Source organism: Flagellimonas sp. 2504JD4-2, assembly GCF_053642935.1.
Map to the genome: position 1 here is coordinate 907,867 of NZ_JBSIOV010000001.1, position 20,917 is coordinate 928,783.

Consider the following 20,917-nt stretch of genomic DNA (forward strand, 5'->3'; position numbering starts at 1 on the left):
AACGAAGCATGCAATTAGGCAATTTACATCCCTTATTTGTCCATTTACCTATTGGTATTTTGATTCTGGCCTTTCTTATGGAGCTGTATTACAAAAATAGGCCGGCACCAAAGGATAACGGAACAGTTTTGTTTGCTTTAGGCATCGGTGCCCTCAGTTCAATATTTTCAGTAGTTTCCGGGTGGTTTTTAGGTGATGGGGGAGGATACGATGAAACCTTGTTGTCCAATCACAAGTGGATAGCCGTGGCTTTTGCAGTTGGAAGCTTGCTGCTCTTTTTTCTAAAGAGGTCAACCAAAAGTATAGCTCAAAGGGCTTATTTTCCTGCTTTTATTGTAGTGTTGGTGCTTTTGACATTAACAGGGCATTATGGAGGTAGCCTTACCCACGGAGAAGATTTTTTGTTTCAAGAGGAGTATGAAGACCCCGTGATTGTGGATGTGAACAAAGCCATGGTTTTTGCTGATATCGTCCAACCCGTACTGCAGCGAAAATGTGTTAGTTGCCATAATCAAGGGAAGTCCAAGGGAGAATTATTGCTAACCTCCCAAAAGGAGTTGCTGGCTGGAGGGGAATCCGGATCGTTATTTGATTCTTTGGAAGTGGAGCAAACCTCTCGTTTTATGTATCACCTTAAACTCCCGTTGGAAGACGAGGACCATATGCCACCAAAAGGAAAGGTGCAGTTGACTTCAGAAGAAATGCAATTGATGGAATGGTGGGTGCAAAACCAGAATTGTTTTGCTTGTGTTACGAAAGATTTGCCCCGGAGTCCAAAACTGGATGCCATTTTGGCCTCTTTGGAAAAGGATACCTCCACAAGGGCTTTGATCGCTGAAAAAGTGGATGAGGTTCCGTTGGAATTTATTTCCATTCTTGCCCAAAACAAGATTTCAGCGCGACGTATTTCTGAAGATATGCCCCTCATATCGGTGAATTTCATGAAACGCAAAGATGTTTCTGAGGCCGACTTTGATCTTTTAAAAGAACATAAAAAGAACATTGTGGGCATGAACTTGGGGTATACGAATTTCAACGATGAATTGGTTAAGCTTTTAAAGCCCTTTAAAAACCTGACCAATCTTCAGTTGCAGCATACCGATGTTAGCAACGAAACAATAAAGCAGCTGGCGAAATTTGATTATTTGGAATCGATCAACCTGTATGGAACGGAACTCGATGATGCTGCTTTGCAGGCTTTGGCAAAATTTCCAAATCTGAAAACACTCTTTATTTGGAGGACCAAAATGTCGGATGAAGGGATTTTGGCTTTCAAGGACCAAAGCAATCAGGTAAGGGTTCAGGGGCAGATTGCAGATAGTGTATTTGCCGCAAGTTCCCTTTCACCTCCCACAATAGTGGCTAACAACGAAATATTTAAAGATTCGGTAGAGGTATCGATTGAACAGTTTTTTGAGGGAGCTAAAGTGTATTATGTTACCGAAAATGCCAAAAATGATACCCTTCCAAAGAAATATACTGGGCCATTTTATGTTAAAGAAACAACTACTTTAAAGGCATATGCCACCTTAAATGATTGGGAGCCCAGTGAACCAAGTCACGCTAATTTCCTAAAGAGCAAAGCGGAAATAAGCGGTGTGTCCTTGGCGCGCGCACCACACCCTAAATATGCGGCCAAAGGAGGCAAGACCTTGATGGACTTAAGGAGGGGGACAACAAATTTTGTGGATGGAAATTGGGTAGGCTTTGAAGCGCAACATATGACGGCCACAATCGAGTTCAAAGAACCGACCGTTGTCTCCAACGTTTCCGTGGGCAGCCTTTCGATACCCAACAATTGGATATTCTTTCCCGTGGGCTATACTGTTTGGGGATCCACCGATGGGAATACGTTTAGTAAACTTAAAACGGTAAAAATTGGAGTTCAGAAACCATCTGTAATTATTGAGCGAAAGGCCTACAGTATAGATTTTGACCCGGTAGCTTTGAAAAAGGTACGACTTCTGGTAGAAAGCCCCTTGAAGAATCCGGATTGGCACGCAGTTCCGGGCGGAAACAGCTTTATCTTTTTGGACGAGTTGGTTTTTAACTAGATCTTGATTCAAATTCGTCAATTCGAGTGATTTTTCTGGATTCGATCCTGAAAAATTGTATCGAGAATCCGAATTTTTGTAGCAAAACCAGAGGGACTTTTCCTTTGATTTCGACTGCGTTCAATCTGACAGGAAAACTCGAACTGACGGTTTTTCAAGATAGATACATTTCAAACACATAAGAGGCCAAACCCTTATGGAAATATGGCATGCTCCTTTTGCTGTCCGTTCGGTAAATTTTCTTTGGTAATAATTTCAATGGGAGATAAAATCTTGGCTTGAGGTGGTGTTTTGTAAAGTAAGTACTTCGAAAGACTGCTCACAGACCGATATCCTTGTTGAAATGGTTTTTGTGATATCAAAAAAGTGATTTTACCGTCTACAAGTGCCTTTGAATTATGTTCCGTAATATCAAATCCGATCAAATATGGGATTTGACCCCTGAAGTTTTCAATATGCTTTGCTATAATATGGGCTCTACTATTGGGTACAAAAATTCCTGTGATTTTTGGATTTTCCTGCAGTAACGAAGCAATTTTGTCCGGGAACCTTTTGGCATCCCAAAAATCCTCCACTTCAATTTTATGGTTGACATTGTTGAGCTGTTGTTCCGCGAAGTAATGGTCAAAACCTTCAATCCGCTGTGATATATTGTTGACGTTGGAAAGATCAGGTCTTGAGTGGATGGTAAGGATATGGTCATTCTGGTTAAGACAAAGCTGCATGAGCTTGGCCGCCAGAAAACCGCTTTTAAAGGAATCCTGTCCGACAAAACAGAGGTTTTCATGCCCAGTCAAGGCGATATTCAGAAAGATAAACGGAATTTCCTTTTCCAGCAATAAGCTGGTAAGCTTCTTGGTCTCCTTTTTAAAAGTTGGGACCAAAACAACACCTTGAGGATTGGCTTTTAAGAGTGAATCAAAAGAATCTATATAGGATTTGGGGTTTTTTTGGTCAAAAGCGAAGGTTTTGACATCCACTCCAAAACTCATCACCTCCTCTTTGGCTTTTTGAATACCCTCCAAGGGAGACTTCCAAAATTGATTTTCTTCATCATGATCGGGTAACAGAACGGCTATGGTATATTTCTTTTTCCTTGCCAAGGATTGGGCAATGCGGTTGACCTTGAAATTATGTTCCTTCATAATTTCCCGTATCCGTTGCGCCGTTTTTTCGGAAACACCCTTTCTATTATGTATGACCCGGTCAACTGTTCCCGGCGATACATTGGCAAGCTTGGCTATTTCCTTAATGGTGATCATAGGTCAAATAAAGCCGTTAATATACAACCTTCAATAATTTTTTGCCTTGTGAATTTGTATTATGTGGGATGAATTTATATTTTTATCGTGTGCGCACACGGAATTGCTCTAAATGCATAAAAAAACAAGCTTGTGAAATCAATTTTCGACTTAACAAATAAGGTTGCCGTGATAACCGGAGGTACTGGCGTTTTAGGTAGTTCCGCAGCTGTGAGTTTGGGAGGAGCCGGGGTTAAGTTGGCCGTATTGACAACAAACAGGCAGAACGGTGCGGATTTGGAGAAAACAATTCATGATAATGGCGGTGAAATATTGTTGTTGGAAGGGAATGTTTTGTCCAAAACTTCTATGGAAGAAGTCCGGGATGTTGTTTTGGAAAAGTTTGGACGGGTTGATATTCTTCTCAATGTCGCTGGAGGAAACATGCCTGGTGCAACTATTGGTCCGGAACAATCCATTTTTGATTTGGAGCTGGAAGATTTCGATAAGGTGACCCAATTGAATTTAAACGGCACGGTGATTCCTTCCTTGGTATTTGGTAAGGTGATGGCTGACCAAGGGTCCGGAACCATCATTAATTATTCGTCCATGGCGGTACCGAGAGTGCTTACTAGGGTCGCCGGTTATTCCGCTTCCAAAGCGGCTATGGAAAATTTTACTAAATGGATGGCTGTTGAAATGGCAACGAAGTTCAGCGATAAAATAAGGGTCAATGCCCTTGCTCCCGGTTTTTTCATTGGAAACCAAAATCGAAACTTACTCCTGAATGAAGATGGTTCGTTTACAGAGCGGGGTGCAGATATCATTAGAAATACGCCTATGGGCAGGTTTGGTGAACCCGATGAGCTCAACGGTGCATTACATTTTCTGTGTAGTGATGCATCAAAATTTATGACGGGAGCGGTAATTCCAGTGGATGGAGGGTTTAATATTTTTAGTGGCGTATGATGGAGTTGAGGATGAAACAAAGCTGGAGGTGGTACGGTCCAAATGACCCTGTTTCTTTGCAAGATATCAAACAAACTGGAGCTACCGGGATTGTTACCGCATTGCATCATATGGCCAATGGGGATGTGTGGCCCGTAGACGAAATAAACAAACGAAAAGATAGCATTGAGGTTCAGGGGTTGGAATGGTCGGTTGTTGAATCAGTGCCGGTCCATGAAGATATCAAAACCCAAAAAGGGAACTTTCAACAATACATCGAAAATTACAAGCAAAGCATTCGAAATTTGGCAGATTGTGGAATCAATATTGTCTGCTACAATTTCATGCCCGTTTTGGATTGGACCCGTACTTCATTGGATTATGAGCTGGAAGATGGCTCAATGGCGCTTCTTTTTGAAAAGAATGCGTTCAGCGCATTCGATTTGTATGTGCTGAAACGACCTGGAGCTGAAAAGGAATATTCCCCGGAAGAACAGGTAAAGGCCAAGTCCGCATGTGAACTGATGACTCCAAAGGATATTACCAAATTGACCAAAAACATTCTGGCCGGTTTGCCCGGTGCGGAGGAGGAGTATTCTTTGGAAAGTTTTCAGGCCGTTTTGGATGCCTATAAGGGAATCTCAAAATCCAAACTGCAAGAGCATTTGGTGCATTTTCTTTCGGAAATTGTTCCAGTGGCAGAAGAAGTTGATGTGCTTCTTTGCGCCCATCCGGACGACCCACCTTTTTCGATTCTTGGTTTACCTCGAATTTTGAGTACCGAAGAAGACTATCAATATATATTTGATAAGATTCCATCCATACATAATGGGATAACCTTTTGTACGGGATCCTTGGGGGTTAGGGAAGACAATAATTTGTCAGAAATCTTTAAAAAGTTTGCGTATCGCGTTCATTTTCTGCATTTTAGAAATACTAAACGCACGGAAAAGGGAGATTTTTACGAAGCCGATCATTTGGATGGCGATACGGATATGTACGAAATGATAAAATTGGTGCTTTTGGAGCAGCAAAGACGCTTTGATGAAGGTCGGAAGGATATTGAAATACCGATGAGACCAGACCATGGGCACCAAATGATAGATGACCTCAAGAAGGAAACAAACCCTGGATATTCCTGTATTGGGAGACTAAGGGGGTTGGCAGAGCTTAGAGGATTGGAAATAGGGATTGCAAAATCCCTTGTGAATCAATGATAATTCAAAAAACTACCGGACATGCAAAATATTGATAAAAACAACCCTTTGGAATCTTTGGAACATTGGGAAGATGATGTGTTGAAACGTTACCCCGATCCAGATGCCCCAAAAAAGGAAAAAGAAGAATTCAGGGATTATCAGAATTCGGATAGGGTGGATACCGTTCGGGAATTTTACAAACTCAATCACCAATATCAGACCTATGATTTTGTCTGCGAAAAGGAAAAAGAGTTTTTAAAGTTCGATAAAAGGGAAATGTCGTTATGGGAAGCCGTAGACTTTCTGAATACTTTGGTGGACGATAGCGATCCTGATATTGACTTGGACCAATTGCAGCATTTGTTGCAGACCAGTGAAGCTATTCGGGCTGATGGTCACCCTGATTGGTTTGTGTTAACGGGTTTCCTTCACGATGTGGGCAAGGTATTGTGCTTGTTTGGAGAACCTCAGTGGGCCGTTGTTGGCGATACATTCCCAGTGGGATGCAAATTCTCGGATAAAATTGTATATCCAGAATATTTTGAAACCAACACGGATTCAAAGGACGAGCGTTACAATCATACATATGGAGTTTATGAAGAAAATTGCGGTCTGGACAATGTCAAAATGAGTTGGGGTCATGATGAATATCTCTATCAAATCATGAAAGACTATTTACCGGAACCGGCCCTGTACATGATTCGATACCATTCATTCTATGCACAACATCGTGAAAATGCATATGACCATCTCATGAGTGAACATGACCATAAGATGTTCGAATGGGTGAAAAAATTCAATCCATACGACTTGTACTCCAAGGCACCGGTGCCTCCTGATTCCAAGGCGCTGAGACCCTATTATGAAGATTTAGTGGCCAAGTATTTACCTGAAAAACTGAAATTTTAATCCCTTTAACCTAACCATCCAACCAAATGCTGGCCACCTATATAGGCTTTTTTGGATTTACTCTTTTCGTAATCATCTATACCACATACAGATTACGCAAAGACAACTTTAAATCTGCCAAGGGGTACTTCTTGGCCGGTAAAAGTCTTACGGGCCCCATTATCGCGGGATCTATGATTCTGACCAATATCTCTACCGAGCATTTGATCGGGATGAACGGCAGTTCCTATAAAAATGGGATTATCGTGATCGCTTGGGAAGTCACATCGGCCATTGCTTTGGTAATTGCGGCCATATTTTTTATTCCCAAGTTCATTAAAATGGGACTGGCCACCATTCCCCAATTTTTAGAAGAAAGATATGATGGGTTTACACGTTCTATAGTTGCCTTCCTGTTGATGTTGTCCTTTGTGATAACACTTTTGCCCATTGTTTTATATTCGGGTGCCATTAACATTGAAAGTGTTTTTGACTTTTCCACAATGTTCGGCATTGGAAAGGAAAGAGCTATGCTCTTTACCGTGTTTGTAATAGGGATTATTGGCTCCATGTACGCCATTTTTGGTGGACTAAAGGCTGTGGCATATTCCGATAGTTTGAATGGCGTAGGACTTTTGTTGGGAGGATTATTGATTCCGGCCATTGCCTTGTATCAAATCGGTGATGGAAATATTCTTAGTGGATTGGGCACAGTGTACGACTTTGCGCCAGACAAGTTTGATATCGTGGGAAGTGAAGATTCAGTGATGCCGTTTTCCGTGCTGTTTACAGGTTTGATGATTAACCAATTGTATTTCTGGGGAATGAACCAGGCCATTATACAAAGAGCGTTCGGTGCCAAAAATTTGGTCGAAGCACAAAAGGGACTGATTTATACCGGCATACTTAAACTATTCGTACCCTTGATCATAGTGTTGCCAGGGTTGATTGCGTATTACTATTTTCAAGATCAATATATAGATACACCAGATTTGATCTATCCACTTTTGGTCAAAAAGGTATTGCCGACCTACCTCTTTGGATTTTTTGCAGCGGTGGTTTTGGGAGCTGTACTGAGTACCTTCAACAGTGTGCTCAATTCGGCAAGTACTATTTTTTGTTATGATATCTACAAAAAACTAATTAACAAGGAAGTATCGGATGCTAGATTGGTGCACTACGGAAAAATCACCTCGGTCATCCTTGCGGTATTGGCCATTGGTGTTGCGCCTTTGGTCGCTTATGCCCCTGATGGCCTGTATTTTTTACTTCAAGAACTCAATGGAATCTTTTTTATTCCCATTTCGTCGGTGATTATAGCGGGGATTTTCTTTAAGAACATCAACAAAACTGGAGCTAAGGCGGGCCTTTTCTTTGGCTTTGCATTTTACATTCTGACCACCTTTATTTTGAATGTGGATATCCATTTTGTCCACCTCTGGGGAATAGAATTTGTGCTGAATTTTATCATCATGTTTTTGGTGTCGCGAATGTATCCTGAAGCTGCATATGTTGAAACAAAAGGTAGGGATGAGAAACCTTGGCGCTTTGTTAATGCTTTTGGAGTGGCCCTAACTTTTGTGACTATCTTAATTTACGTGTTGTTGTCATGATGCAAAAATCATTTATACATAAAGATTTTTTATTGCAAAACAGTTTTGCGGAGGAACTGTATCACAACTATGCAAAAGATTTACCCATAATAGATTACCACTGCCATCTTTCTCCTGCGGATATAGCAACCGATCGTATTTTTAATAATATCTCGGAAGCTTGGATTCATGGAGATCATTATAAATGGCGCGCCATGAGAACAGTTGGAATTGGTGAGGAATACATTACCGGAAGTGCCTCCGATGAGGAGAAGTTCTTGGCTTGGGCAAAGGCAGTTCCGCAAACCATTAGAAATCCATTGTACCATTGGACACATTTGGAACTGGCTCGCTATTTCGATGTATTCGATTTGTTGAACGAAAACAATGCCCAAACAATTTATAAATCAACCAGCGAGCAGTTGGGGTCGAGCGATTTTTCGTGCAGGTCCCTGCTTTCCAAAATGAAGGTAGAGGTGGTTTGCACTACCGAAGACCCGACGGATTCTTTGGAGCACCATCAAAAAATGGCTGAAGAGAACCCAAGGTTGTTTATGGGGACTTCTTTCAGGCCCGACAAGGCGATTTTGATAGGGTCACAGAACTACAATGAATACATCGATACTTTGGCAGAGGTGTCGGGTGTTGAGATAAGCTCTTATGATGATTTATGCGGAGCTTTGGCAGAACGAGTTGCATATTTTGCTGCCAATGGATGTACGTTATCGGATCATGGATTGGAGAACATACCTTTCGAACCGGCGACGCCAACTGAGGTATCCAAAATTTTCACTAAAAGGAGAAGTGGACATCAACTTGAAGAAAAAGAAATCAAACAATTTGAAACAGCGCTGTTGTTATTTCTTTCAGAAATGTACAGCGATAATGGTTGGGTCCAACAATTTCATTTAGGACCCTTACGAAACAATAACACCAGAATGTTGAAGACCTTGGGTCCCGACACAGGATGGGATTCCATTGGAGATTTTTCACAGGCCAGAAACCTGTCCCGTTTTTTGGATGCCCTGGATTCCAAGGACAAACTGGCCAAGACCATTTTATACAATTCCAATCCTGCGGACAATGAGGTCTTCGCGGCCATGACAGGAAATTTTAATGATGGTACCGTTAAAGGGAAGGTTCAATATGGTTCTGGATGGTGGTTTTTGGATCAGAAAGATGGAATTACCAAGCAGTTGAATGCGCTGTCCAATGTTGGACTAATAAGCTGTTTTGTGGGGATGTTGACGGACTCCAGAAGTTTTCTGTCATTCCCAAGACATGAATATTTTAGAAGGGTGTTGTGCAATCTTTTTGGAGAAGAAATAAAGCAAGGCGAATTGCCAAATGATATGGATTTGATCGGGAAGATCATACGAGATATTTGTTACTTTAATGCAAAGGAATATTTCGATTTTAAAAACTTATAGACACATGAAAAAAGTAGTCACCTTCGGTGAAATTATGTTGCGGTTGTCCCCACCGGGATTCTTAAGGTTCTCGCAGACCAACCAATTCGATATTGTATATGGAGGAGGAGAATCCAATGTGGCCGTTTCTTTGGCCAATTATGGGATTCCTGTTGATTTTGTGACTCGTTTACCCAAAAACGATTTGGGAGAATGCGCAAAAATGGAAATGCGCAAACGAGGGGTGAACACAGATAACATCATTTATGGCGGGGATAGATTGGGTATCTACTTTTTGGAAACCGGAGCGGTGAGCCGTGGGAGCAAAGTGGTGTACGACCGTGCACATTCGGCCATTGCAGAGATAGAACCAGGAATGATCAACTGGGAAAAAGTATTTGATGGAGCCCAATGGTTCCACTGGACCGGAATTACTCCGGCCATCTCCCAAGGAGCGGCAGATGCTTGTCTGGAAGCTGTAAAGGCAGCAAAAAAAATGGGAATTACCGTTTCCACCGACCTGAATTATCGAAAAAAATTATGGAAATATGGAGGGGATCGTGAAAAAATAATGACAGAGCTCACATCCTATTGCGATATCATCTTGGGCAATGAAGAAGACGCGGAAATGCACTTCGGCATCAAACCAAAAGATTTGGATATCACCACCCAGGGACATGAAGTGAAGGCCGAAGCATTTTTATCGGTCTGTAAACAGATGATGGAGAAGTTTCCCGATGCCAAAAAAGTAATCACAACTTTGCGAGGTTCTATTTCCGCTTCACACAATACATGGGCGGGAGTCCTCTACGATGGCAAGAAAATGTACGATACCCGTCAGTACCAAATCACCCATATTGTGGATCGCGTGGGTGGAGGTGATTCTTTCATGGGAGGATTAATTTATGGGTTATTGACCTATCCAGATGATGATCAAAACGCTTTGGATTTTGCTGTTGCCGCATCCTGCTTAAAACATACCATAAAGGGCGATGCGAACTTGGTCACAGTTGAGGAAGTTGAAAAATTAATGGGAGGAGATGCCTCGGGAAGGGTCTCTAGATAAACAAGAAAGGAATGGCGCAGTATTCACGATTGGAAGTAGCTATGGTAATGAAGGAGACAGGAATGGTTCCGCTATTTTATCATTCCGATGTTTCCGTGGCAAAGAAAGTCCTTAAAGCATGTTATGATGGAGGGGCAAGATTGATGGAATTCACGGCACGCGGTGATTTTGCCTTTGAGATATTTGGAGAACTGGTGAAATATGCCCAAAGTGACTTACCAGAAATGATTTTAGGGGTGGGTTCCATTACAGATGCGGGAGCAGCATCCCTATATATGCAATTGGGGGCCAATTTTGTGGTCACACCTGTTTTTAGGGAAGATATTGCCAAAGTCTGCAATCGAAGAAAGGTATTGTGGTCTCCTGGTTGCGGTTCGCTAACGGAGATAGCACAAGCTGAAGAATGGGGATGCGAGATTGTTAAACTTTTTCCTGGTTCAATATATGGACCTGAGTTTGTAAAGGCGGTAAGAGCTCCGCAACCTTGGACGAATATCATGCCCACAGGAGGGGTAAGCACAGATGAAGATAATTTGAAAGCTTGGTTTGATGCTGGAGTAACCTGTGTGGGTATGGGTTCAAAATTAATTTCCAAAGAGATTATTGCCAATGAAGACTATAAAGGTCTTCAAGAAAAGGTTTCAGAAACATTGGACCTAATTAAAAAATTGAGAGCTTAAAAAATGATAAGGAGGAAGTCCAAATATCTCTTTCTGGCCGCTTTAACTTTCCTGCTATGGGGGTGTAATAAAGTTGGAACGTCCAAGACCATAAAACTGGCGCATGGTCTGGATGTGAATCATTCCGTTCACATGGCTTTAGTAAAAATGGGGGAGGATTTGGCTCAACTTTCCGATGGCAAACTTTCCGTGGAGATATATCCCAACCAACAATTGGGCACGGAACGGCAGACTATGGAATTGCTGCAAATCGGTAGCTTGGATATGACCAAGGTCTCTGCAGGAATTCTTGAAAACTTTGCCCCAAAGACCAAGGTTTTGGGACTTCCATACCTTTTTAGGGATAGGGAACATTCCTTTAAGGTATTCGATGGCCCCATTGGTCAGGAATTACTGAATGACGGCAAAAAATATTGGCTGAAGGGCCTTGGGTTTTACGATGCTGGTAGCCGAAGCTTCTACACCAAAGAAAAAGTGGTTGAGCATCCTGATGATTTAAAAGGACAAAAGATTCGGGTAATGCCAAGTGTAACTGCCATGGAAATGGTTCGAGGTTTTGGAGGTTCGCCTACACCAATTTCATGGGGAGAATTGTATACGTCATTACAGCAGGGTGTAGTGGATGGGGCCGAGAACAATCCTCCAAGTTTTTACCTATCCAAACACTATGAAATCTGTAAATACTATTCGCTGAACGAGCATACCTTTTCACCGGATGTTGTGATTGTAGGAACACAATTTTGGGATAGCCTTACTGAGGAAGAACAAAATTGGCTTCAACAGGCCGTAGATGCATCAGTCATTTACCAAAGGGAATTATGGGCCAAGGCCGAGGCCGAAGCCTTAGAGGCAATTCAAAAATCGGGCGTTCAAATCATAAGGCCGGACAAGATTCCTTTTTCTGAACGAACGGACAGGTTATACGAGAAGTATCAAAACGACGAAGCACTTTATTCTTTAATACAACAAATAAGAGCGGTAAACTGACCATGGAAATTAGAAAAGCTATAGACAAAATATTGGGTTGGGCATTGATTATAATAATGGCCGTTATGGTTTTGAATGTATTGTGGCAGGTATTTACGCGATTCGTGATTGGCACACCAAGTTCGTTTACGGATGAACTTGCCCGCTATTTGATGATTTGGGTTGGAATCCTTGGAGCCGCATTTGCATCAGGTAAGGACATGCACGTGGCCATTGATGTGTTGCCGCAGAAGTTTGACAAAGACACACAACGGAAGTTGTCCATTACGGTCAAATTAGTGGTAATACTGTTCGCCTTAACAGCGATGATTGTAGGAGGTAGCAGATTGGTCTATGTCACCTATGTCTTGGAACAATTGTCACCAGCTTTACAAATACCATTGGCTTACGTTTATCTTGTAATTCCGATAAGTGGGCTATTGATAGTGTATTACAAAATTTCGGATATTTTAAAACCTACTGCTTGATGGAGTACATTCCGGTTTTAGTGTTGATCATAAGTTTTTTGGGTTTGCTGGCCATAGGCACTCCAGTGGCATGGAGTATCTCAATTTCAGCCTTGTTGACCATGCTGGTTAGTATTCCCTTTTTGCCGGCGACAACAACCATTGCACAAAGAATGGGAGCGGGGCTCGATAGTTTTGCGCTTTTGGCAATTCCCTTTTTTATTCTGGCAGGGAACCTGATGAACAAAGGGGGTATGGCGCATCGACTCATTGCTTTTGCCAAGACTTTGGTAGGGGCACTTCCTGGTGGACTTGCTCTGATCAATGTTGTTGCAGCTATGCTGATGGGAGCTATTGCGGGATCAGCAATGGCATCGGCATCGGCCATGGGAAGCATCCTCGGACCCGAAATGGAAAAAGAAGGATACTCAAAAGAATTTGGCGCGGCCGTTAACATTACATCGGCGACAACCGGCTTGGTAATTCCACCAAGTAATATCCTAATTGTTTATTCTTTGGCCAGTGGAGGAGTGTCCATAGCGGCATTGTTTTTGGCTGGATATGTACCCGGTATTTTAACAGGACTATTTTTAATGATAGTGACCGTGATATGGGCCAAAAGAAAAGGCTATACCGGAAACACCAAAAAAGGAAGCGTTGGTATTTCAGAGATCGTAAAGACTTTTGTTGACGCGTTTCCAAGTCTATTATTGCTTTTTATCGTTATTGGTGGAATTGTTGCGGGCATATTTACTGCCACAGAAGCTTCGGCAATTGCAGTTTTGTACTCCCTGCTCTTGGGTTTTCTATATAAGGAAATCTCATTCAAAAACCTCCCAAGCATTTTATTGGAATCATCGCTTACCACGGCCATTGTTATGTTGTTGATAGCAGCATCGATTAGTATGTCTTGGGCCATGTCCTACGAGAATATACCCCAAGCTACAAGTGATGTTTTACTGGGAATCAGCGATAACAAATTTGTAGTGCTTCTGATTATCAATGCCATTTTGCTGTTTGTGGGCATTTTTATGGACATAACACCTGCAGTGCTCATTTTTACACCAATTTTCCTGCCTGTGGTGACCAAGTTGGGAATAGACCCAGTTCATTTCGGAATCATCATGATTTTGAATCTCTGTATCGGGTTGTGCACCCCGCCAGTGGGGTCAGTACTTTTTGTGGGCGTGGGTGTGGCAAAAACCTCTATTCAAAAAGTGATAAGACCATTGTTGCCATTGTTTTTGGCGATGATCATAGCCTTGTTTTTAATAACCTATATCCCACAGTTGACAATGTGGTTGCCTAATTTATTTGATTTATAACGAATTGAACATGAATAATTTAAAATGTAGAAAAGTGAAGAACAAACAAATTACCCTTTTGAGGGTGTCCATGATTTTGGTTTTGGCGACTATAACCAGTTGCGAACAAAAACCAAAGGATAATACCCCTTGGGTGTCTATTTTTGATGGCAAGACCCTTGATGGATGGACCGTAAAAGGTGGTACGGCCGAATATTCGGTGGATGACGAAGCCATTGTAGGTACAACAAAGCACGATACCCCGAATACCTTTCTTACCTCTGATAAAATGTATGGTGATTTTATTTTGGATTTGGAGTATTTGGTTGATTCCACGATGAATTCAGGTATACAAATTCGGAGTAATAGCATTCCTGGCTATTACAACGGGCGCGTACACGGTTATCAGGTGGAGATAGATCCATCCGATCGTGCATGGAGTGCAGGTGTTTATGAAGAAGGACGTAGGGGATGGCTGAATCCACTATCCAAAAATGAGGCCGCCCAAAAAGCATTCAAACAAAATGAATGGAACCATTATCGCATTGAAGCGATTGGGGATACCATAAAAACTTGGATCAACAATGTTCCGGCGGCATATCTTATTGATGACGTTACAGCTTCAGGTTTTATTGGATTACAGGTGCATAGTATTGGCGAAAAGCAAAAGGCGGGAACTGAAATACGCTGGAAAAACATTCGAATTCTCACAGATGATTTGGAAAAGTACAGTACTAAGTCTCCCTTGGAACCAGTAGTTACCAAAAACCAATTGACCCAACATGAGGAAAAAGCTGGATGGACCATGCTTTGGGATGGTGAAACAACAAAAGGATGGAGAGGTGCAAAACTGGACCATTTTCCAGAAACAGGGTGGACCATCGAAAATGGTGAGTTGATTGTTTTGGCTTCCGGTGGAGGAGAGTCTGAGGCTGGTGGAGATATCGTTACGGAGAATCAATATGACAATTTCGAGGTAAAATTGGATTTCAAGATTACCGAAGGAGCCAATAGCGGAATCAAATACTACGTGAATACCGACTTGAACAAAGGAGCCGGGTCATCAATTGGATTGGAATTTCAGATTCTTGATGATGAACGCCATCCAGATGCCAAGCTTGGGAACCATGAGGGGAGTAGAACCGTGGGTTCACTTTATGACCTGATTCAAGCGGATACCAATAAATATGTAAAACCGATTGGTGAGTGGAATACAGCACATATCATTTCAAACAACAACCATGTGGAACATTGGTTGAACGGGGTCAAGGTATTGGAGTATGAGCGCAAAAGTGATGCCTATCGAAAATTGGTTTCTGAGAGCAAGTATGTAAAATGGCCGCAATTTGGTGAAGCTGATAAAGGAAACATTCTATTACAAGACCATGGAGATAGAGTGGCCTTTAGAAATATTAAAATCAAACAACTATAAACCTAATATCATGGGTACAAGAAGAAATTTTATCAAAAAATCCACAGCAGGAGCAGCTGGATTGACGGTTGGCGGAATATTAATGTCCAATACAGGTTTTTCCAGTATTCTAGGGGCCAATGATCGCCTTGGAGTTGCGGTTATTGGAGTTAGAAGTCGCGCTAAGGCACATTGCATAGCAATACATCAAGACCTTAATGCCAAAATCCTGTATAACTGTGATGTTGATGATGTGATCATTGAAGAACACAATACATGGTGTCAAGAAAATCTTGGATATGTTCCAAAAGTTGAAAAGGATTTCCGAAAAATTTTGGAGGATAAAGATGTGGATGCGGTTTTTATCGCCACTCCAGAACACTGGCATGCTCCAATGTCCATCATGGCCATGCAAGCGGGAAAACACGTTTATGTGGAAAAACCTTGTAGTCATAATCCACATGAAAACCAATTACTGGTTGCAGCCCAAAATAAGTATGGCAAAAAGGTGCAGATGGGGAATCAGCAGCGCTCGGCAAGGACCTCTATGCAAGCAGTTATGGATATTCGAAATGGAATTATAGGCGAAGTGTATAAGGGGGAGGCTTATTATTCCAATAATAGGGGATCGATTGGAATAGGAAATAAAATAAGCATACCTAAGACTTTGGACTGGGACCTTTGGCAAGGACCTGCTCCAAAGGAGGATTACAGAGATAACGTACATCCGTATAACTGGCACTGGTTCCGAACTTGGGGTACCGGGGAAATCCATAACAATGGAACCCACGAAATTGATATTTGTCGTTGGGCTCTTGGAGTGGATTTGCCATCAACCGTAACTTCTTTTGGTGGAAAATATACCTATGATGATGATTGGGAATTTGTGGACAATCAACAAGTAACTTATTCCTTCCCTGGGAACAAGTTTATCACTTGGACAGGGCATAGCAGAGGTATCATGAAACCTGAGCGTCCAGGTAGGGGAATTACAATTTATGGAAGCAAGGGAAGCATCGAACTAAGCAGAAATTTTTATAAATTATATGACCTGGCTGGCAATCCTATCAAGTTGGAGTTTGAAAAAACACAAAGTGCAACTACAAATACTAGGGGAATTGGCGGATTGGATGTTGATCATGTTGGTAACTTTTTTAATGCCATTAGAAAGGATGAATCGTTGAATTCGGACATCAACGATGCCAGTATTTCAACAATGTTGTGTCACTTGGGCAATATGGCGCAAGATGCCGGACACTCATTGGAAGTGGACACAAAAACGGGAAAAGTGCTTAATGATGATGCCATTATGAAGAAGAGTTGGAAAAGAGAATATGCAAAAGGGTGGGAGCCTAAACTATAAAAATGAAGCGAAGAGATTTTGTGGCAAGAACTGGAATGGCAGTTGCAGGAATATCTGCAATGAATGCTGGGGCGTTTTATCCATCAAAAAATGAAGTGATCAATATTGGAGTCATCGGTACAGGGGATCGAGGAGGGGGACTTATTCCGATTATCAACAAGATTGATGGGCTTAAAGTGACCGCCTGTTGCGATGTTCTTCCTTTCAGATTGCAAAATGCAATGGAGAAGGTAGAGGGTAAGGCAAAAGCGTATTCAGAATACAAAGCACTTTTGGATGATAAGAAGGTGGACGCTGTTTTGATAGCAACACCTTTTAGTGAGCATTCCCACGTAGCCCTTGACGCCTTGGATGCGGGAAAGCATGTCTACTGCGAGAAAACTATGGTAAAAGGATACGATGCCACAAAAAATCTAGTTGCCAAAGCTTCCTCGTCGAAAAACATTTTCCAAACCGGACACCAATATCATAGCTCTAGACTCTATACCCATGTGGTGGATTTAATAAAGAATGGCAAAATCGGTAAGATAACTGCAATTGAATGTCAATGGAATAGAAATGGGAATTGGCGTAGGCCGGTTCCAAGTCCTGAACTTGAAAGGGCCATCAATTGGAGGATGTACAAACAATTCTCCGGCGGCTTGTTGGCAGAACTATGCTCGCATCAATTGGATTTCAGCAATTGGGTATTGAATGCGGTTCCAATTAAGGTGGTTGGCGATGGCGGTATCGACTATTGGAAAGATGGCCGAGAAACTTTTGATAATGTCCATATGATCTACACTTATCCCAACGGTGTGAGGGCAAAATTCACCTGTTTGACCAGTAATTCAAAGGACGATTACCTGATTAAGGTTCTTGGGGACAAGGGAACAATAACCATTGATTACGCCAAAGCTTGGTTCTATCCAGAAAATAGGGAAAAGCCAAAAGAGATTGGGGAGGTCGATGGAGTTTCAGGGGCTACCGTAAAATGGGATCAAGATAAAGGAGTACCTATTGAAGTAGAACATTTAGATCCAAGTAAACAAGCATTACTGGATTTTAGGGACAGCATTTTAAGTAACACGACGCCAAAGTCCAATGTCATCAGTGGAGCGAAAGCGGCAATATGCGTACAAATGGGCCTGGATGCGCTGTATTCGGGAAATGTAGTTAATTGGAAAGAAGGACTGATGTAAAACTTTGGGATGAATCCCATGTATAAATAAGTTAGAAAAATCCAGCTTTAGCTGGATTTTTTTTATGGATAAAAGTTTAAAGCCAAAGTAATTTATTGACATATTTTTCCTATTAAATTATTGTTTTAGAGGAACATACCGTAAAATCCGTGCCTTGATTTTAAGCATTGGTCAATTGATATAAGGCATTCGTTAATTCCGCAAACCCACTCCCGGCCTTTATTGCTTTTTTTAATATGGATAAAAACTACCCAATCGGTTTTTGTCCCTAAACCCAAAATCTTAGCCTATGATCCAACAATTACTTTTTAGTGTATTGTCAATTCTTTTTTTGGAAAGAAAGGAACATTTGTTCCATTCCACCTTATGGCCCCGAGGAGTTAAGGGCGTATGTTTATTGTTTTTTCTGATAAGCTCATCGTATACTGTTCTTGGACAGGATATAGAATGTGATACCTGGTTTGCGGCGGACAGGGCTGTGAATGCGCAATCATTACCTTATAGTCCAAGTAACCTGTATTTACTCACGCCATTCTCTCCGACTGATGGCACGGTTGTAGAGTATTGGTCTGATCTTGTGGATTTTACCCCTCAGGATGCTTATAGGTATCCTACCAATCCGTTACACTATCCAAACGCTCCTGCGTATCCTAATGAATATCCTGCGGCAACCGATCCTGGGTTTGAGTATTCTGCTGGCTCTTATATAAACCTCGGTTTAATTGCTCCAGCGGGAAACCCAACACTTCAAAGAAATGAAATGAACTTTAATCCGGTAATCGAATTTGATGGTTCGGATAATGGAGGTGTCGGGCAGGCACTTCATTTTAGATCTAGTACAAGGAATGACATTACCGTTTTTATCGTTTTTCGCGGTCAGGGAGCTGGAAACTCTGCCGATACCCAGCGCCTGTTGTTTGGAGGTGATATGGATTCGTACACTGCTGCCAATACCAACTTATCCTTGGGCATATCAGATGGTAACCGGTTCTCAATAGGGAGAACTTGGAGGGATGGCGGCACCAATCAAAGTTATTTTCAATCAGGGGGCATCGATTTGAACAACGAACCTACTATTGGGGTTTTTACAAGGAATTATAGTGCAGGGGATGATGAATTGGATACTTGGGTCAATGGTTTACATGATATCGATTTAATATACAGTGGGAATGATGCTGGAGATTCCTTCTTTTATTTTAATAGCATAGGGAGGCATTTTAATAGTAATGATGCAAATAGGAACCTTACAGGCCAGATTGCTGAAATTCTTTTGGTAGATGATGCGCTTACTAGTTATCCCAATGAAATTATTAAGGCAGAAAGTTATTTGGCCATAAAATATGGTATAACATTAGCACGACTTGGAGGCCTCGGAAGTAGCAACGGAAATGATTCATATAGCTACCTAGCGGCCGATGGCACGGTAATCTGGGCACCGCACATACAGTATAGGTTTGATATTGCAGGAATTGGCGTAGATAGACATGATGATGTGAACATAGGAGGAGGTGACGAGATAAAACTTCGCTACAACCTAGATCAAAGAATTTCCAAGAGTGTAAATACCGATGCAATTGTCACCATATCCACAGGTCCCGATTTTATATCGGGAGACGATAGAGATGTACGGGATGATGATAGCATAAGACCACATATTGATGGAGATGGACGCGACTATGACCATAACTACCTTTTATGGGCCAGTGACCGCGCTTCTTTAACGTCTACAGTTACTGAGCTTCCCAGTACTGGACTTCTTCTTCCAGGTCCGGTAGTTTTTACTCCAACCGAAAGAATTGCTAGGGAGTGGAAAGTACAAAAAAATACTTCAGGCGGAGAAACACCAATATATGGGGTAAGCGTAAGGGTTGAACTTTCGGGATCGGACATCATATGTCCAGTTTATCTGGCAATAGATACTGATGGCAATGGTGATTTTACTGATGGCCCAATAACCTATATTGAAGCTGCAAGCATAGATGTTGGTAATAGTATTGTCTATTTTGACAATGTAAACTTTGAGGATGAAGAGGTCTTTACCATAGTACATTCCCCAGATATTACTCCTCCAACTGGAACCATTGATAATGTTGTTGTTTGTGATTCGATACCAGCGGTAGACACCACCGATGTTTATAATCTAGATGATAATTGTGAGGTGGATACGGTAACACATCAAGGAGATGTTTCGGATGGACTTATAAACCCAGAGACAATTACCCGTACCTACAGAATAACGGATACCTCGGGGAACTTTACTGATGTACAACAAACCATACAGGTTTACACAACCCCAAATGCCGGATCAAATAATTCTATAAACATTTGTGAGAATGATACTTCAGTTGATCTCTTTGCTAGCCTTGGCGGGGCCGACGCTGGCGGTAGCTGGAGCGACGATAACTTCACGGGTGTTGACCTTACTGACCCTACTAATGTAGATTTTACAGGTATAACTGTTGGGAACTATGACTTTACATATACAGTAACAGCTGTTAATCCTATATGTCCAAATGACTCTGCAACAGTCACCGTTAGTATAGACGCACAAGCGACCGTTGCGGCGGCCGGTCCCGACATCGCACAGTGCAACAACGGGAACTTCACCATGGCGGCGAACGCGCCGACCGTGGGCACGGGAAGCTGGAGTTTGGTCCTCGGTACGGCAACGATAACGACCCCCGCCAGCGAGACGACCACTGTCACGGGCCTTGCCCTTGGGGACAGTGCGACCCTTAGGTGGACGATAACCAACGGCAGCTGTATGAGCACAGACGATGTGGTTATCACCAATCATGTCCAGCCTTTCGCCGACGCTCCCGCCAATGTTGAGTCCTGCGACTCCTATACGCTCCCTGCGCTGACCAACGGAAACTACTTCGGCGGCCCCGGCGGCACGGGCACTGCGTACTCTGCCGGTGATGTGATAAGCACCAGCACGACGCTCTATGTGTACAGTGCGGGCACGGGCTCCTGTCCCGATGTGGAGAACAGCTTCGATGTGACGATCAATGTGACGCCGCTTGCCGACGCTCCCGCCAATGTTGAGTCCTGCGACTCCTATACGCTCCCTGCGCTGACCAACGGAAACTACTTCGGCGGCCCCGGCGGCACGGGCACTGCGTACTCTGCCGGTGATGTGATAAGC

The 20,917-nt window shown here is 42.4% G+C and carries 16 protein-coding genes; 15 read left to right on the plus strand and 1 reads right to left on the minus strand.

What is annotated here, in order from left to right; translation table 11 throughout:
* Positions 1 to 8 precede the first annotated feature (8 nt).
* A complete protein-coding gene (locus ACULLH_RS04175; RefSeq protein WP_454087470.1) occupies positions 9 to 2,054 on the plus strand; it encodes a DUF2231 domain-containing protein in 2,046 nt (681 codons plus the stop codon).
* Positions 2,055 to 2,248: 194 nt separating this feature from the next.
* Here ACULLH_RS04175 and ACULLH_RS04180 read toward each other — a convergent pair whose 3' ends face one another.
* Positions 2,249 to 3,316 (minus strand): LacI family DNA-binding transcriptional regulator, encoded by a 1,068-nt coding sequence (locus ACULLH_RS04180; RefSeq protein ID WP_454087471.1) that lies wholly within the window; start codon positions 3,314 to 3,316, stop codon positions 2,249 to 2,251.
* 132 nt (positions 3,317 to 3,448) lie between these two features.
* On the opposite strand from ACULLH_RS04180, the gene ACULLH_RS04185 reads away from it, so the two are divergent.
* The 14 genes from ACULLH_RS04185 to ACULLH_RS04250 form a co-directional block, all read left to right on the plus strand.
* Positions 3,449 to 4,264 carry an SDR family oxidoreductase gene (locus ACULLH_RS04185; RefSeq protein ID WP_454087472.1) on the plus strand — a complete coding sequence of 272 codons (816 nt, stop codon included), beginning with the start codon at positions 3,449 to 3,451 and terminating at the stop codon, positions 4,262 to 4,264.
* An 11-nt stretch (positions 4,265 to 4,275) separates the two neighbouring features.
* The gene (uxuA, locus tag ACULLH_RS04190; RefSeq protein ID WP_454087951.1) at positions 4,276 to 5,460 is read left to right on the plus strand and encodes a mannonate dehydratase; all 1,185 of its coding nucleotides are present in this window, start codon (positions 4,276 to 4,278) and stop codon (positions 5,458 to 5,460) included.
* Between the two features lie 21 nt (positions 5,461 to 5,481).
* Complete coding sequence (locus ACULLH_RS04195; protein ID WP_454087473.1) at positions 5,482 to 6,351, plus strand: inositol oxygenase family protein; 870 nt, start codon at positions 5,482 to 5,484, stop codon at positions 6,349 to 6,351.
* 26 nt (positions 6,352 to 6,377) lie between these two features.
* Positions 6,378 to 7,943, plus strand: coding sequence for a solute:sodium symporter family transporter (locus ACULLH_RS04200; RefSeq protein ID WP_454087474.1), 1,566 nt, complete (start codon positions 6,378 to 6,380; stop codon positions 7,941 to 7,943).
* Positions 7,940 to 9,352: a glucuronate isomerase gene (gene uxaC / locus ACULLH_RS04205; RefSeq protein ID WP_454087475.1), complete on the plus strand. Its 1,413-nt coding sequence runs from the start codon at positions 7,940 to 7,942 to the stop codon at positions 9,350 to 9,352. Before ACULLH_RS04200 ends, uxaC begins: the two co-directional genes overlap by 4 nt.
* A gap of 4 nt (positions 9,353 to 9,356) precedes the next feature.
* Entirely contained in the window at positions 9,357 to 10,397 is a 1,041-nt protein-coding gene (locus ACULLH_RS04210; RefSeq protein ID WP_454087476.1) for a PfkB family carbohydrate kinase, read from the plus strand.
* Positions 10,398 to 10,408: 11 nt separating this feature from the next.
* Positions 10,409 to 11,077: a bifunctional 4-hydroxy-2-oxoglutarate aldolase/2-dehydro-3-deoxy-phosphogluconate aldolase gene (locus tag ACULLH_RS04215; RefSeq protein ID WP_454087477.1), complete on the plus strand. Its 669-nt coding sequence runs from the start codon at positions 10,409 to 10,411 to the stop codon at positions 11,075 to 11,077.
* A gap of 3 nt (positions 11,078 to 11,080) precedes the next feature.
* A complete protein-coding gene (locus ACULLH_RS04220) occupies positions 11,081 to 12,064 on the plus strand; it encodes a TRAP transporter substrate-binding protein (protein ID WP_454087478.1) in 984 nt (327 codons plus the stop codon).
* Between the two features lie 2 nt (positions 12,065 to 12,066).
* A complete protein-coding gene (locus ACULLH_RS04225) occupies positions 12,067 to 12,531 on the plus strand; it encodes a TRAP transporter small permease (RefSeq protein ID WP_454087479.1) in 465 nt (154 codons plus the stop codon).
* The gene (locus ACULLH_RS04230) at positions 12,531 to 13,835 is read left to right on the plus strand and encodes a TRAP transporter large permease (RefSeq protein ID WP_454087480.1); all 1,305 of its coding nucleotides are present in this window, start codon (positions 12,531 to 12,533) and stop codon (positions 13,833 to 13,835) included. The genes ACULLH_RS04225 and ACULLH_RS04230 overlap by 1 nt, the downstream gene beginning before the upstream one ends.
* A gap of 70 nt (positions 13,836 to 13,905) precedes the next feature.
* Complete coding sequence (locus ACULLH_RS04235) at positions 13,906 to 15,246, plus strand: 3-keto-disaccharide hydrolase (protein ID WP_454087952.1); 1,341 nt, start codon at positions 13,906 to 13,908, stop codon at positions 15,244 to 15,246.
* 10 nt (positions 15,247 to 15,256) lie between these two features.
* Positions 15,257 to 16,588 carry a Gfo/Idh/MocA family protein gene (locus ACULLH_RS04240; RefSeq protein ID WP_454087481.1) on the plus strand — a complete coding sequence of 444 codons (1,332 nt, stop codon included), beginning with the start codon at positions 15,257 to 15,259 and terminating at the stop codon, positions 16,586 to 16,588.
* Between the two features lie 2 nt (positions 16,589 to 16,590).
* Positions 16,591 to 17,769, plus strand: a complete 1,179-nt coding sequence (locus ACULLH_RS04245) for a Gfo/Idh/MocA family protein (protein WP_454087482.1) — start codon at positions 16,591 to 16,593, stop codon at positions 17,767 to 17,769.
* Positions 17,770 to 18,058: 289 nt separating this feature from the next.
* On the plus strand, positions 18,059 to 20,917 hold a 2,859-nt coding region (locus tag ACULLH_RS04250), incomplete at its 3' end, for a hypothetical protein (protein ID WP_454087483.1).

Bases quoted from the DNA above. Each gene is read 5' to 3' on its own strand.
- ACULLH_RS04175 (WP_454087470.1), top strand. From the start codon at position 9: ATGCAATTAGGCAATTTACATCCCTTATTTGTCCATTTACCTATTGGT.
- ACULLH_RS04180 (WP_454087471.1), bottom strand. From the start codon at position 3,316: ATGATCACCATTAAGGAAATAGCCAAGCTTGCCAATGTATCGCCGGGA.
- uxuA (WP_454087951.1), top strand. From the start codon at position 4,276: ATGAAACAAAGCTGGAGGTGGTACGGTCCAAATGACCCTGTTTCTTTG.
- ACULLH_RS04195 (WP_454087473.1), top strand. From the start codon at position 5,482: ATGCAAAATATTGATAAAAACAACCCTTTGGAATCTTTGGAACATTGG.
- ACULLH_RS04200 (WP_454087474.1), top strand. From the start codon at position 6,378: ATGCTGGCCACCTATATAGGCTTTTTTGGATTTACTCTTTTCGTAATC.
- uxaC (WP_454087475.1), top strand. From the start codon at position 7,940: ATGATGCAAAAATCATTTATACATAAAGATTTTTTATTGCAAAACAGT.
- ACULLH_RS04210 (WP_454087476.1), top strand. From the start codon at position 9,357: ATGAAAAAAGTAGTCACCTTCGGTGAAATTATGTTGCGGTTGTCCCCA.
- ACULLH_RS04215 (WP_454087477.1), top strand. From the start codon at position 10,409: ATGGCGCAGTATTCACGATTGGAAGTAGCTATGGTAATGAAGGAGACA.
- ACULLH_RS04220 (WP_454087478.1), top strand. From the start codon at position 11,081: ATGATAAGGAGGAAGTCCAAATATCTCTTTCTGGCCGCTTTAACTTTC.
- ACULLH_RS04225 (WP_454087479.1), top strand. From the start codon at position 12,067: ATGGAAATTAGAAAAGCTATAGACAAAATATTGGGTTGGGCATTGATT.
- ACULLH_RS04230 (WP_454087480.1), top strand. From the start codon at position 12,531: ATGGAGTACATTCCGGTTTTAGTGTTGATCATAAGTTTTTTGGGTTTG.
- ACULLH_RS04235 (WP_454087952.1), top strand. From the start codon at position 13,906: ATGATTTTGGTTTTGGCGACTATAACCAGTTGCGAACAAAAACCAAAG.
- ACULLH_RS04240 (WP_454087481.1), top strand. From the start codon at position 15,257: ATGGGTACAAGAAGAAATTTTATCAAAAAATCCACAGCAGGAGCAGCT.
- ACULLH_RS04245 (WP_454087482.1), top strand. From the start codon at position 16,591: ATGAAGCGAAGAGATTTTGTGGCAAGAACTGGAATGGCAGTTGCAGGA.